Below are 12,216 nucleotides of genomic sequence, written 5' to 3' on the forward strand. Positions count from 1 at the left end.
TCATGCTCTCTCTTTTTACCGTTAAACGACTCCCTGAGCGATCATCGCATCCGCCACTTTGATAAATCCGGCTATATTGCAGCCGTCGAGCAGATTTCCGGGCCGTCCGTATTCTGAAGCCGCTTCAACGCTTCTCTTGTAAATATCAGCCATGATCGCCCTGAGCTTCGCATCCGTTTCTTCCGCCGTCCAGTGAAGCCGTGCGCTGTTCTGCGCCATTTCGAGCGCTGAAACGGCTACACCGCCGGCATTTGCAGCCTTAGCCGGTCCGAATAGAACTCCCGCATCCAAAAAGCGTTTGACGGCGCCCTCTTCAGACGGCATATTTGCTCCTTCTCCGACAGCTTTGACCCCATTTGAAATGAGCACTTCGGCCGCCTCTTCGTCAATTTCGTTCTGGGTCGCGCACGGAAGCGCGATATCGCATGGAATAGACCAAATGCCGGTACATCCCTCGAAATAGTGTGCTTCCGGATGCTCGCTGACATACTCGCGAATCCTTCCGTTCCCGTCTTCTTTGAGCCGCTTCACCGTCTCAAGACAGATGCCTTTTTCGTCATAGACATAGCCGTCAGAATCGCTGCAGGCCACCACTTTCGCACCGAATTGAGCGGCTTTTTCCATCGCGTACAGCGCCACATTCCCTGAACCGGAGACGACAACGGTGCTGTTTTCAAAGCGCAGCCCCTGATCCTTCAGCATTTCTTCCACGAAATAAACCAGACCGTACCCTGTCGCTTCTTTCCTCGTTAAACTGCCCCCGTATTCAAGGCCTTTGCCTGTTAACACGCCTGCATCATAGCGGCCCCGAATCTTTTTATACTGTCCGAACATAAACCCGACTTCCCTTGCTCCGACACCAATATCGCCGGCAGGGATATCCGTGTCCGGTCCGATATGTCTGTACAGTTCATTCATGAAGCTCTGCGTAAAACTCATAATCTCCCTGTCCGATTTGCCCTTCGGATCAAAATCAGCCCCGCCTTTTCCGCCTCCGATCGGCAGTCCGGTCAAAGAATTTTTAAAAATCTGCTCAAAACCCAAAAATTTAATAATGCTCGCGTTCACAGAAGGGTGAAAGCGGATGCCGCCTTTATACGGACCGATTGCACTGTTAAATTGAACCCGGAACCCTCGGTTAACCCGGATATTGCCTTCATCATCGACCCACGGCACCCTGAAGGTGATCATCCGTTCCGGCTCTGCGATCCTCTCAAGAATGCGGTGTTCGATATACTTTGGATGCCTTGCCAATACAGGGACAAGGGAATCAAATATTTCCTTTACAGCTTGAAGAAATTCGCTTTCGTAAAAATTTCGCTTCTGTACTGTCTCGTATGCTTGTGTCACATAATCTCTCGCCGTCTGGAAATTTGTTTGCTCCATTTTTTCTAGCGTATGCACCTTTTTTCAGCTCCCTTTCTAAAATAAAAGCAGAACGAACATTGTAAGATTTTCTCTCATGGTAAATTTTACAACCAATGCCCCATTTACATCAATCTGGAAAACAGATAAAACCATTGCTGAATTGAGATGTATAACAAAAAGCGAGAATAGACGGGTCATAAGATAGAAGGACAGCTCTTAAAAGCTGAGGAGAAAAGGACCAATAAACCATAAAATACCACTTTATCTGACAGGTTCTTTCTGTACAAAATGTCTATTTTCTTTGTGATCGGCGCATTTCCCCCCTTGTACTCCCGGCAGAGAATGAGCATCTTATCCCGTTTTTAAAATGAAACCTACTGCATACAAAACGAAAACACATAGCTCCCCTTTTTCATGGCAACAATAAAACTAAAACAGGGGTGATCTGATGGACGACAAAAAAGAAATTTCGAACGTTGAAACGCAAAGAAACTTTTTAACAGCTGAAGAATTTCCTGAAGGTGCGTATGGAGCTGCACAGGGCAAAGACGAGCCCGTTGAGAACAAAAGCACGCCATGGAAGGAAGGCCAGCAATACTACAGCAATTTCGCATACGAATTCCGCAATCTTCATCAAGGAACGCCGCGTCAATATCCCGGAGCGCATCCAACCCATGACGAAGAGGATCAAAACGAGGAATGACCGATATAAAAAAGAGCCGTGCTAAACGGCTCTTTACAGCTTTTTATTGTAGAGGCTGTTGAAAATTTTGATTTTGCTGCTGGTTTTGTTGATTTTGCTGACCCTGTTGTCCTTGCTGCCCTTGCTGGTTAAATGACTGCTGCGCCTGCTGAAGCGCCTGGCTCATTTGGTTCATGGCCTGGTTTGTCTGGATCCCTTGAAGAGCCTGATTCAGCTGCTGGACAGCCTGCTGAATGCTTTGCTGAATTTGCTGATCCGTCTGCTGCATTTGCTGCTGAGATTGGGAGCTGAACTGCTGAATTTGCTGTTTCAGCTGATTGATTCCCTGGCTCAATTGAGAGCTCTGCTGGCCGCTTTGGCCCTGCTGCTGTGACCCCATTTGATTAACAGTTTGCTCCAGCTGGGCAAGCTGCTGCTGGATATTTCCGAATTCCTGAGCAAGTTCGGTATCTGTGATGTTGGCCCCGAGCAGCTGCTCATGCTTTTGTTTTTGTTGCTTCTGCTTTTGCTGCTGATTTTGCTGTTGTTTTGTCATTACAACATCCTCCTTAAAATTGATCACACCCTTTAGCTTTTTCATTTTGTTTGAAATGATGAAAGGGAATTTTTAGGATGTTGTTGTTTTGCAACACCAAAAGCCTCAAACCCTTGTATGCCAAGAAGTTTGAGGCTTTTTTCAGTGACGTCCCAGGGGAGATTCGAACTCCAGACCGATGGCTTAGAAGGCCGATGACCCTTATGGACAGCATGTGACACCACTTAACCGAAAGCCCATGATATCAAGGTTCTTTGCTCTTTTTTGTTTTCTGGAGGAACGAAAAATACCTGATTGGGAGCGAATCCGCTCCCCGCTCGCTCCCAATTTTCCAATTAATTCGTAAGTTTAAAAAGTGGACATTCGTTCCCCTGTTGCCAAAAGCAAAATCCAGGTTTTACATCATCTCCGTTAATATCAAAGGTGTACTCTACATCAAAACCAAAACCGAGAATATTTGGTCTTATAGGCATGGATGCACTGCTGCAGGATCGTTGAATACTCTGCGGTGCTTTTCAATTCCTTCAAACTATAAGGCGGCTCGATGATGTCATTTCCTTTATAGTCGAATTGATCTTCGTAAATCTGTTTGGTCGTTTCACTTGGGGCATTTGCCTTGAACACGGTGGCTTTCACAGATTGTTGAGCCATGCTTTACCTCCTCTCTCTATTTGGCCGCTGCCGGATTTTCGGTTTCTCCTTCAGATCGGTGACCTCGTAATCATCGAGGGCATACCAGATGGCCGAAAGAGTGTGGGGATCGATCTTGAATTCATCTTCAATGATGTTACCCAGCTTGTCCTTTTTATAGGTCAGCGGCTTGAGTTCAAAAATGGTGTTCTTGCATTGGTCGGAACAAATGATCTTTTTAAACCGCTTGATCTTTTTCGTATACTGCAGGCGCGAACCCTGGTACTTATGAGCTCCCACCATATTGAAACCATGCTGTCGGAAATACTGAATCGTTTTAGGCTCCGCTGAATCAGCTTTGATAAGCTCTTGGGTGTTCTTAAATTCTTGGAGCTCCTCTGCTGTCCTGTCATCCGTCATTCCTCTTTTGTAATACTCCCAATAGATATAGAGGTACTTTTTCTTATGATCCACCGCAAGCCGGACAACGGCGTTATAGGATTCTTCAAAACCAAAGTCCATTCCTACCCGCTTGATGGGGCAGTCAATGTTCGAGACGGCCTGCATTACTTCATCGTGTGGCCACTCTTCAAGCTGAGGAAAAACCCGAACCCCATTCACGCCAAAATGACCTTTCCTGGCGATGCGGTAAAGGTCTGGATCGTATTCTTTCAGTTCATCCAGCTGCCTTACATAGCTTTCTGGCAGAAACAAATTATCTTCCGCCGTGGAATGATGATAGTATGTGTCATTTAAGACGATCGTTCGCTTTTCGTACAGCTCCTTATCATCTAGGACAAATCGATTGTTCAGATCGTCTTTAAAGAAATGCTTGTATGTCCAGTTGTCTTCCCCGACCGGGTTCGTGGAAAAAATCATATGAAGCGGCAGTGTAGGATGCCGCAGACGGCCGAGAAGCTCTTTAAAGCCTTCATATTTGACCTCTGAACATTCCTCAATCCATATTATTGAGATGTTGTTGATCGATTTCAGTTTGGCCGGTTTGTCCAGCCCCTTGAAGATGATCCGGCTGCCATTTGGGAACCTGACTTGCATCGGAGATGTCATACACCTCACAATATGATCAATCTCTAAGTCATTGATAATCCCTTCAAAAAGAGAGAATGTAGAATCCCGATGAGTGTCGTACACTTCACGAATGACTAAGACTGTCCGTTTTTCTTCAAGAAGCTTCAAAATGAGCTTGAGAGCAATGTGATAGCTTTTGGATGATCCGTAACCGCCAACGAGCAGCTGAAATTTTTGGTTCCAGTCAAAGAGAAAATCTTCAAAATGCGGATTGACTTCTTTTACCGTCATTTGCCGTCACCCTTACGAGTAATTGTGATATTCACAGAATTGTCCACAGGGCGGGCGGTAAGGCGTTCAAGCTCTGCCTGTTTCGTCTCGTTTGAAAGATAGATGCCGCGGAGCTTCAATTCTTGCTCATCCATTAAGCGGATCATATCGTATTTCTGGCGAATGGCTTTCAACCGTTTATCCGTTACACGAGTGAGCGCCTCCTCGATATTCAAAATATCATCAATAGCCCGCATCTCGGTTTCTTCAATTTCAGTCACAACAAGACGCTCATTCATAACCGGAACAGGTTTGACTAGTCCATTCTTATCCGGGGTTTGAACGATGTCCTTGACCTTGCGCATTTGCTGAAGCACGCGGCGCTGCTTTTCAGATAAACCGTTCTGGATTCTATTTATTCGCTGCATCATCCGCCGCTCCCGAAGACTCAACTCCCTGATCGTTAAATCAATTTGATAAAGCGGATCGGTTTCAATTTCTCCAAATAGCTGTCGCTCGTCCTCATTTAAAAAGTCCCACATGATCGTTTCATATTCGCCGGTACGGACGGAATTTTTATTCCCTTTTGGAGCAGCACCACCCCTATTCCCTTTCGCATTTTCGTTTCCAGGCGGTGCATTCCCGCCCTTGTTTCCTTTGGCGTTTTTATTGCCTATTGGAGCGCCGGGACGAAAAGGAGCGCTCCCATTCGCGCTCCTTTTGAATTCATCTTCCCATTTACCTGTTGCTTTCAACTTGCGGACGGTGCTGCTTGAGACGCCCAATTCATCTGCGATGTCTTTTAATTTCTTGGTTCCGCTGCTTTCTTTCCATAAACGGAACGCTTCGTCACGTCTTGGATCACGCGGTCTCGCCATTACATTTCACCCACCTCCGCAACCTGAATTGAGTTTGAGTTTGTTTTTAAATTTCTTCATCTTTCTGCAGCTGTATATCGAGCTCGATGAGCTTTTTTAAATCTTCAACAGTGTTCACCTTAATATGGCCGCTTTGAAAATCTTTGACCCATTGGGTGATACCTGCCTGAATAATTTTTCGGTATTTCTCTTTAGATTGACTGATGTTTTCAAGCAATTCAGCGCTATGCAGGAGAAGCAGTTTCTCTTTTTCTTTATCATCGCAGGAACGTATGTTTGTATTTTCTGTTGCCATCTGCCTGGTCCTCCCATAAAATAGAGATGAGAGCGTGATATTCCCACAAACGCGGCCGCGTCTTCATCACGCTCTTACCAGGTCAATGGCCTTGGTTAGGGGAGGGTGTTTTTCAGCACCCTCTTTTTTATTTTTCAAACCACTGTTTGTAAATCTGTTCCGATATTTTTTTCATCATGACCGGAGGAACACTCATCCCACAAACATATTGAACAGATGCGTCCATAAAATCATAATCCAGTGGGAAAGATTGCATCAAAATGATATCTCGTTCAGAGATATAGTAGGGCTCATCATAACGGACAAAGACCGAACCACTCGCGAGAGTAGGCGGGACAAGGCTATTTTTCACTAAAATCGTATTGAAATTAGATTCTTTCCCTTCAATCCTTTTCGTGATGTCTCCCACATTATTATCCGACGGCCGTCGCTTCACCCATCTTTTATAAAGCTTTGATATTTCTTTAAGCCTTGCACCATGGCCGCTTCTGAATTCTTTATATACAATCGGTGGCTCATTGAAGGACAATTTAAACGGTAGTAAATTCAAGTCCTTCCTTCGGCCAATAAAAAAGACCCGCTCTCTACGTTGCGGGACTCCCATTGTGGCAGCATTCAACAAGAACAGTTGAACATCATATCCAATTTCCTTGGCTCGTTCAATCACCAGCTTCACATAACCTTTTGCATTTCCACTGACCATTCCTTTGACATTCTCGGCCACAAAGATTTTTGGCCGCAGCCTTTCAACAGCATCAAGGTAATGAAAAAATAGATCATCAAGTGACTGTTTGGCCTGTCCTTCACGAAAGGCTTTTTCTTTTCCCCAAGCCTTTTCCCGATCCCCCGCAATAGAAAACACGCTGCAGGGCGGGGAACCATCAAAAATATCTAAATCGAACAATTCATCAGGCAGATTTTCCATTTTGTTAAAGTCTCTGATGTCCATAAGAAAAGGATATTTCGGGTTATGATTCTTCCTGTAAATCTTCATCATTTGCGGATCGATCTCACAGTTCCCCAAAAGATCGTAGCCAGCGAGCTTATAGCCCATAGAGGAACCCCCGCCGCAAGAGAATGTGCTGAATACTTTAAGGCCATTTTTCTTGATGTTTTTTAAATCGGCCAACTTCCAACGGTACTCTTTCTTTTCCGTGTAATCATCTATTCATTAAATGAAAATCCGCATTTGGGGCAGGTATGTTGGAAATGATCATCTTCATAATCATCCAGGTCTAATTCCTGGCTGTCATTGATTTTTCCTTCGTTGCCTTCATGCTCAGCCAGCTCTCCCAAGATTTCATCTATTTCACTTTCTGAGAAGCCTGTAAGGGATAGATCAAAATTATTGTGCTGCAGGTCTTCCAAAACCTGTTCAAGTTTGTAATCATCCCAGTCACCGCTGATCTTATTTAAAGCCAGGTTGAGCGCTTTTTCCTCAGCCTCATCAAAATTTACAACTGAAACCAGGAGAGTCTTTGGATTTTCTTCCATGAGGACGCAAAGATTATAGGAAGCCATATAAAAATGACTTCCTGTGCAAACGGGATCTCACCGCTTGCGTTCCCCGCGACTATCGCGCGCAATCCTGCATAGACTCCAGCCGCTCCTCCTGTGAAGCTGACGACCTTCATCATCATTCGATACATCCGGGTACACACTTGATAAGGGAAAGGTGCGTCTCCCATTCTGGCCAATAAAAAAGCGGCCACCAATCAGCTGCACAACATCCGTGTGCAAATGATCAGTGTCCGCAGGCTCTCCTTCTTGGACTCGATATTCACGTTCGTTTTTCTTGTCTCTATCGTATGACAAAGTGGAGTAGAAAAAGTCCCCCATTTTATCCCCCTTTTTGTCGGATTTTTATCGGATTTGAAACATAAAAAAAGCACTCAACCAAAGTTAAGTGCTTAATAATTATTTCTACTATCCAGAGAAGGCTATACCAACGTAAAGATGGTCTAAAAATTTAAATTCATCATAAAAAAACTTCCCTTTATTCTTCTTCATACTCTCTTAGACTGTTAATTAATTCAGTGAAATTATCACAGACATAGGTTACCGCTGCTTCTGGATTCTCAAATGCTTCTTCGTGATCCCAAAAAACCACAGTTGGGCTTGTTTCAGAATTTCTATAATCAAAGCAAAATAAGTTGCCTCCTGCATCAGTTGCAAAGGGAATAATGTTGTCAACTAATCTATCCTTAACATTATTGAATGTTTTATAAAGATCAATTGGCCTCTCTGGGTCTCTAATGCTTAGCAGGTTATTAATCGATTCTCTAAATCCCGCAATAACAACAACACGTTTATCTACTGGAGAGCATCCATTGGATTCTTTTATGTATTCTTTATAATCTAATGGAAATTTAATGTTAAGAGTTTCTTCAAGACTATGAATTTGCTCAGGAGTTGCCTCTTTAAACGTACTGCGCTTTCTCCAGTGAATATTCTGCATAATTAACCTCCGCATTTACGGGTAGTGTGTCTTGGCCAACTATGTTGATAGTCTAAAGAATTTCCCCACAATCCATATACCACAAAAAGAGAAAAGGCGCCAATTGCTCAGGAAAGACTTGTTCTTAACGCTTCTTCTAACATTGAATTGAAATTTTCGTATTCGCTCATTGTGGTTCCTGAAGGCTTATCTAATTCTAAATATTTCCCTTGGGCAGTGTCTAGACAGTACAATGAGACATCTGAATCTCCAAAGAAAAGATACTTTTTTTTCCAATCATTCTCATGCCAAAGTTCATTTGTTTCTATAAGTCCATGTATTTCTTCATCTGCTTCATGTTCACTTATAGAACTGTCTACCCCATATATCACCAACCCATTAAAATCAAGTCCATTGACAGCGCTGAGGAACTGTTTATATCCCTCAGGTAGCACTGCACTATAAAATTTTTCTTGAACGCTTTGTTCCAGTTCTTTTATGGCGTCAATAGAGGCTGGTTTATTGAGATCATCTCCATATTTTTTCTCTATTTTCCGAATCTCTTCTAAATGCGCTTTCCACATTAAGACTTCCCTCCCGTTACTTTTCAATAGGATAAATTTCCCCACTTGGTATTGGCCAGTTTTTTATTTTCTTTGTTTGTCCAGGAGTCAATCCTCTTGTTAAAGCATTCTGCTCATTAGTAATTGCTTTATGGAAAGGATCGTTTTTCATTAAAATTAAGTTATCCATAGAATTTGTACCCCCATCATCTAATGGAAGTTTATGATGAACTTGCCAACCTTTTGGATTTAATCCATCCTGCATTCTTGCTATATCTGAATCAGACAAACCGGCGTTCTTAAGCTGTTTCAATTTTTGAGGGTCATTAACTAGGCTTTTTAAAAACTTCTTTTTAACAGAGCCATTAAAAGTGCTTCTAAGTTTTTTTGTCTCTGCAGGATCTCTTTTAGTATAGCTTATTTCTTTAACTTTCACATTTTTCAGATGGATCTGTTCTCCTTTTAAGGAGCCCACAAAGTCACCATTCTTATCGATTGATTTGAAAAGCACACTTTTCTTTTTATCCTCAAGCAGCTCCTTCAGCAAAGGCGTATTTTTCACATTAGGGGCCTCTCCCGCTCTTTGGAGCATCCCTTCTAATGCAGGAGTATAGCGATTTTTAGGCGGGCTGAAATGTTGTTTAACAGAGTTAACACTTTTCTTTGCTGTTTGGGCTGCAGCCTTGCCAGCTTTGCCAAGACTTTTTGAGCCTGATACGACAGTAGGACCGGCCTCTGCCAACCCCCATATCGTCCCAATCGCATAAGCAATATAGTGTCCGCGAGAATATGAATCCCCATGTACCATTTTTTCGTCCCACGAATCTGCGATTGATTGCAACATACTTTCAAAAGCGGCTTTGTAATCATACTCAAGTACTGAATTTACAGTTGCTTTTGGGTTTTTAATAAAGTCGTCTGCTTGTCCAATAAGAGCTTTACCTGTTTCAATCGTTCCTTGGATCGTATCTTTTGCAAATTCATATCCTCCAACCACAAAGCCTTTCATACTTTCTAAGACATGTTTTCCATCTTCCAGAGTTCCTTTAATTGGATCTGCTCTGAACTCATAAGCTTCTTCAATGGCAGTAACATAATTCATCTGTTCAGATGTAAGATTATCATATCCAATCTCTCTAGCAACTTTGAGAAACTCATCCGGATCATCATACAACTTTTCAAGTTTTTTCTTCAACGTATCAGTATGACTCATAGGTTCTATTTTGCTGGCCTCTTTTTCAAGCTTTGATCTCTTATCCAGCTTATCCAACATGACGCCCATCGCTGTGTCTTGTCCACCACGCAAAGCATCCATCTCATCCGGCTTTAAAATCGAGCCTTTTTGGTAACCGGTAATTTCAATTTTAGGGCCTGTGTACATTTTTTCAAGCCGGCTTATGTATCTCTGCATCGTTTCCAGGTCGTTTTCAGCGGTTTTAAGAGCGCTTGTCTGTTCGCGGTCGAAGGCGTGCAGCTTTTCAATTGTCTGATTGATTTCCTTTAAAGCTTTCTGATTCTGTTCGTGAAAACCGCTGTCATTCAAATCAGGCAAATCGACAATGTGGCTGACTTTTGCGATCGTGGCATTTGTTTTAGAAACCAAACGCTTCGTAGTGCGGTCGGCCGCATTCAATCCTTGTTCCAGCTCGTGCTCAAGAAAGCTTTGCGAAATAAACCCGTTGTGGTTTGGTTCCAGCGAATTCAGCGCGCTTTTCATTTTCTTCAGCGTGGAACTGTATTCCTCTATGAAAGTATCATAGAACTGTAGAAAAGGGGTGTGGCATTCCTCGTAAAAGGCGCGGATCGCGTCGCCGCCTTTTCCTTTTAAAGCATCATCAAGTGATGTAATGCCCTCTACGGCTTTTTTGACTTTGGATAATTCGTCTGACTGCTGTTTTAATTGTTCCAGCGTTTGATCAATTGCATGGTGCAACGCATGGACATCAAGAGTCTTCATGGCATTCCCCTCTAATACTAAAGTTACAATCAGTATAGATTTTACCACTTTACGGAAAGAAATTGGTGAATAAATCCTGTCTATCCATGAAAATGAATCTTATTGATCAGGTCTTAAAACCCAACACAGTCGACAGGCTTTTTTTGAATTCCAAAAAAGGAAAATCATTGTAAAAAAATGATCCTTTCTGTAAAATGAAAGGTATGCAGAAAAAGGAAATGGATACTTATTTTTTTGAATATTTCAAATCAATTATACGAAAGGAATGGTGGGAATTGGTTGTTAAAATACGATCCGAAAAGGTCGGGAATATGTTGAATCAATGGTATGCAACAATTAAGTTACAGCAAGTTCATAAAGCAACTCAAATGAAGAAAGAAATTCAGAAGGCTATTGATAATATGGAGAAGAATCAAGATGTTTTGCTTTATTTCAATATGATAGATTCTCGGTATAAATTATTGATCGAAAAATATAACGAATCCGGAAGCATCTTAAAAAGTCTTAAGTATAGAGCTGAAGAAAAGAAGACGGACGACATGCTTCAGTATTACTTTTACTTTTTCAGCGGGCTGTATCAGTTTTACATAAAGAACTTTACGAAAGCCATTAATTTTTATCGCATTGCTGAAAATTGGATAAATAAAATACCAGACGAAGCAGAACGAGCAGAATTCAATTATCAAATTGCTATTGCATATTATGAAATTCACCAAAATTTTTTCTCGTTAACACACGCAGAAAAAGCGCTCGAAAGCTTTTTAGCCCTTGGAAATTATGAAAATAGGGCAGCAACCACTCAAATGATAATTGCGGCAAACAGACTGGATCTACATCAATACGAATTAACTGAGTCCGTATATAAAAAAGCAATAAAAATGGCTGCTGATACCCGACAAAATTACGTTGAGGGACTCGGACATCACAATCTCGGTCTTGCTTACGAACGACAAGAAAAACTCGATTTAGCGCGTGAATCCTTCGAAATAGCTCTCGACATTTTTGAAAATCTACATTCCAAAATCGCAATCATCAGAACTTCTTATATGCTGGCAAGGGTTTTATTCAAGAAAGGTTTATTCGAAGAAGGGACACATTGGTATCAAAAAGCCCTCAATCTCGCAAAAGAAATAAACGAAAAAACGTACGAAGCCAAGTTATTAGCCATACACTCAATATATAAAGAGTTGGATAAGACCTTATTAGATAAAGGATTGAATATGCTAAGAGACAAAAAGCTTTGGTCAGACGTAGCAGATTTAGCTATCATTGCAGCAAGACACTTCAAAAAGAAGGAATATCATGAATTAGCGGCGAAATACTTCGATGAAGGAGTAGTCGCTCGCGACAAAATTCAAACATGGACGGAGGAACTTGTCTCATGAAAAAATTACTTTTAGGTGCAGTAATAACAGGTGTATTTTTAACTGGTATTTTAAACTTTACTACTCAAGGAAAAGCTGAATTCGGTACTGGAGACTTTAAAGTTGCTGAAAATGCGTTTTTTGGTTAAATCATAACGTGATTCAGTTCGGCCCTTAAGATTAAAAA

At 42.1% G+C, this 12,216-nt stretch carries 13 protein-coding genes and 1 pseudogene; 3 read left to right on the plus strand and 11 right to left on the minus strand.

The window, feature by feature from the left end:
- Nucleotides 1–21: 21 nt before the first annotated feature.
- Entirely contained in the window at nucleotides 22–1,404 is a 1,383-nt protein-coding gene (gene gdhA / locus MKY62_RS14785) for an NADP-specific glutamate dehydrogenase (RefSeq protein ID WP_003184106.1), read from the minus strand.
- Nucleotides 1,405–1,816: 412 nt separating this feature from the next.
- On the opposite strand from gdhA, the gene MKY62_RS14790 reads away from it, so the two are divergent.
- Nucleotides 1,817–2,071 (plus strand): hypothetical protein, encoded by a 255-nt coding sequence (locus MKY62_RS14790; protein ID WP_003184108.1) that lies wholly within the window; start codon nucleotides 1,817–1,819, stop codon nucleotides 2,069–2,071.
- A 43-nt stretch (nucleotides 2,072–2,114) separates the two neighbouring features.
- On the opposite strand, the gene MKY62_RS14795 is transcribed toward MKY62_RS14790, so the two are convergent.
- The 10 genes and pseudogenes from MKY62_RS14795 to MKY62_RS14840 all read right to left on the minus strand — a co-directional run bounded on the left by MKY62_RS14795 (nucleotide 2,115) and on the right by MKY62_RS14840 (nucleotide 10,665).
- Nucleotides 2,115–2,606 (minus strand): hypothetical protein, encoded by a 492-nt coding sequence (locus MKY62_RS14795; RefSeq protein WP_003184110.1) that lies wholly within the window; start codon nucleotides 2,604–2,606, stop codon nucleotides 2,115–2,117.
- 398 nt (nucleotides 2,607–3,004) lie between these two features.
- Nucleotides 3,005–3,257 (minus strand): annotated as a pseudogene (locus MKY62_RS14800) (phage portal protein); the annotation flags it as partial.
- Nucleotides 3,258–3,260: 3 nt separating this feature from the next.
- Complete coding sequence (locus MKY62_RS14805; protein WP_003184115.1) at nucleotides 3,261–4,556, minus strand: PBSX family phage terminase large subunit; 1,296 nt, start codon at nucleotides 4,554–4,556, stop codon at nucleotides 3,261–3,263.
- The gene (gene terS, locus MKY62_RS14810) at nucleotides 4,553–5,413 is read right to left on the minus strand and encodes a phage terminase small subunit (protein ID WP_003184117.1); all 861 of its coding nucleotides are present in this window, start codon (nucleotides 5,411–5,413) and stop codon (nucleotides 4,553–4,555) included. The genes MKY62_RS14805 and terS overlap by 4 nt, the downstream gene beginning before the upstream one ends.
- Nucleotides 5,414–5,459: 46 nt before the next feature.
- Nucleotides 5,460–5,708, minus strand: a complete 249-nt coding sequence (locus MKY62_RS14815; RefSeq protein WP_003184119.1) for a hypothetical protein — start codon at nucleotides 5,706–5,708, stop codon at nucleotides 5,460–5,462.
- 127 nt (nucleotides 5,709–5,835) lie between these two features.
- Complete coding sequence (gene dcm, locus MKY62_RS14820) at nucleotides 5,836–6,762, minus strand: DNA (cytosine-5-)-methyltransferase (RefSeq protein ID WP_003184121.1); 927 nt, start codon at nucleotides 6,760–6,762, stop codon at nucleotides 5,836–5,838.
- A 110-nt stretch (nucleotides 6,763–6,872) separates the two neighbouring features.
- The gene (locus tag MKY62_RS14825) at nucleotides 6,873–7,229 is read right to left on the minus strand and encodes a hypothetical protein (RefSeq protein ID WP_003184124.1); all 357 of its coding nucleotides are present in this window, start codon (nucleotides 7,227–7,229) and stop codon (nucleotides 6,873–6,875) included.
- A 475-nt stretch (nucleotides 7,230–7,704) separates the two neighbouring features.
- Nucleotides 7,705–8,166, minus strand: coding sequence for an SMI1/KNR4 family protein (locus MKY62_RS14830; protein WP_003184126.1), 462 nt, complete (start codon nucleotides 8,164–8,166; stop codon nucleotides 7,705–7,707).
- 107 nt (nucleotides 8,167–8,273) lie between these two features.
- The gene (locus MKY62_RS14835) at nucleotides 8,274–8,729 is read right to left on the minus strand and encodes a YrhA family protein (RefSeq protein ID WP_003184127.1); all 456 of its coding nucleotides are present in this window, start codon (nucleotides 8,727–8,729) and stop codon (nucleotides 8,274–8,276) included.
- Between the two features lie 16 nt (nucleotides 8,730–8,745).
- Nucleotides 8,746–10,665, minus strand: coding sequence for a T7SS effector LXG polymorphic toxin (locus MKY62_RS14840; protein ID WP_016885557.1), 1,920 nt, complete (start codon nucleotides 10,663–10,665; stop codon nucleotides 8,746–8,748).
- A 194-nt stretch (nucleotides 10,666–10,859) separates the two neighbouring features.
- Here MKY62_RS14840 and MKY62_RS14845 point away from each other — a divergent pair, with 194 nt between their 5' ends.
- Both MKY62_RS14845 and MKY62_RS14850 read left to right on the plus strand, forming a co-directional pair.
- Complete coding sequence (locus tag MKY62_RS14845) at nucleotides 10,860–12,050, plus strand: tetratricopeptide repeat protein (RefSeq protein ID WP_003184134.1); 1,191 nt, start codon at nucleotides 10,860–10,862, stop codon at nucleotides 12,048–12,050.
- Nucleotides 12,047–12,178 (plus strand): Phr family secreted Rap phosphatase inhibitor, encoded by a 132-nt coding sequence (locus tag MKY62_RS14850; RefSeq protein ID WP_003184137.1) that lies wholly within the window; start codon nucleotides 12,047–12,049, stop codon nucleotides 12,176–12,178. The genes MKY62_RS14845 and MKY62_RS14850 overlap by 4 nt, the downstream gene beginning before the upstream one ends.
- The last annotated feature ends 38 nt before the right edge of the window (nucleotides 12,179–12,216 follow it).

This window comes from Bacillus sp. FSL R7-0646, from assembly GCF_037969865.1.
GTDB classification, from domain to species: domain Bacteria; phylum Bacillota; class Bacilli; order Bacillales; family Bacillaceae; genus Bacillus; species Bacillus licheniformis.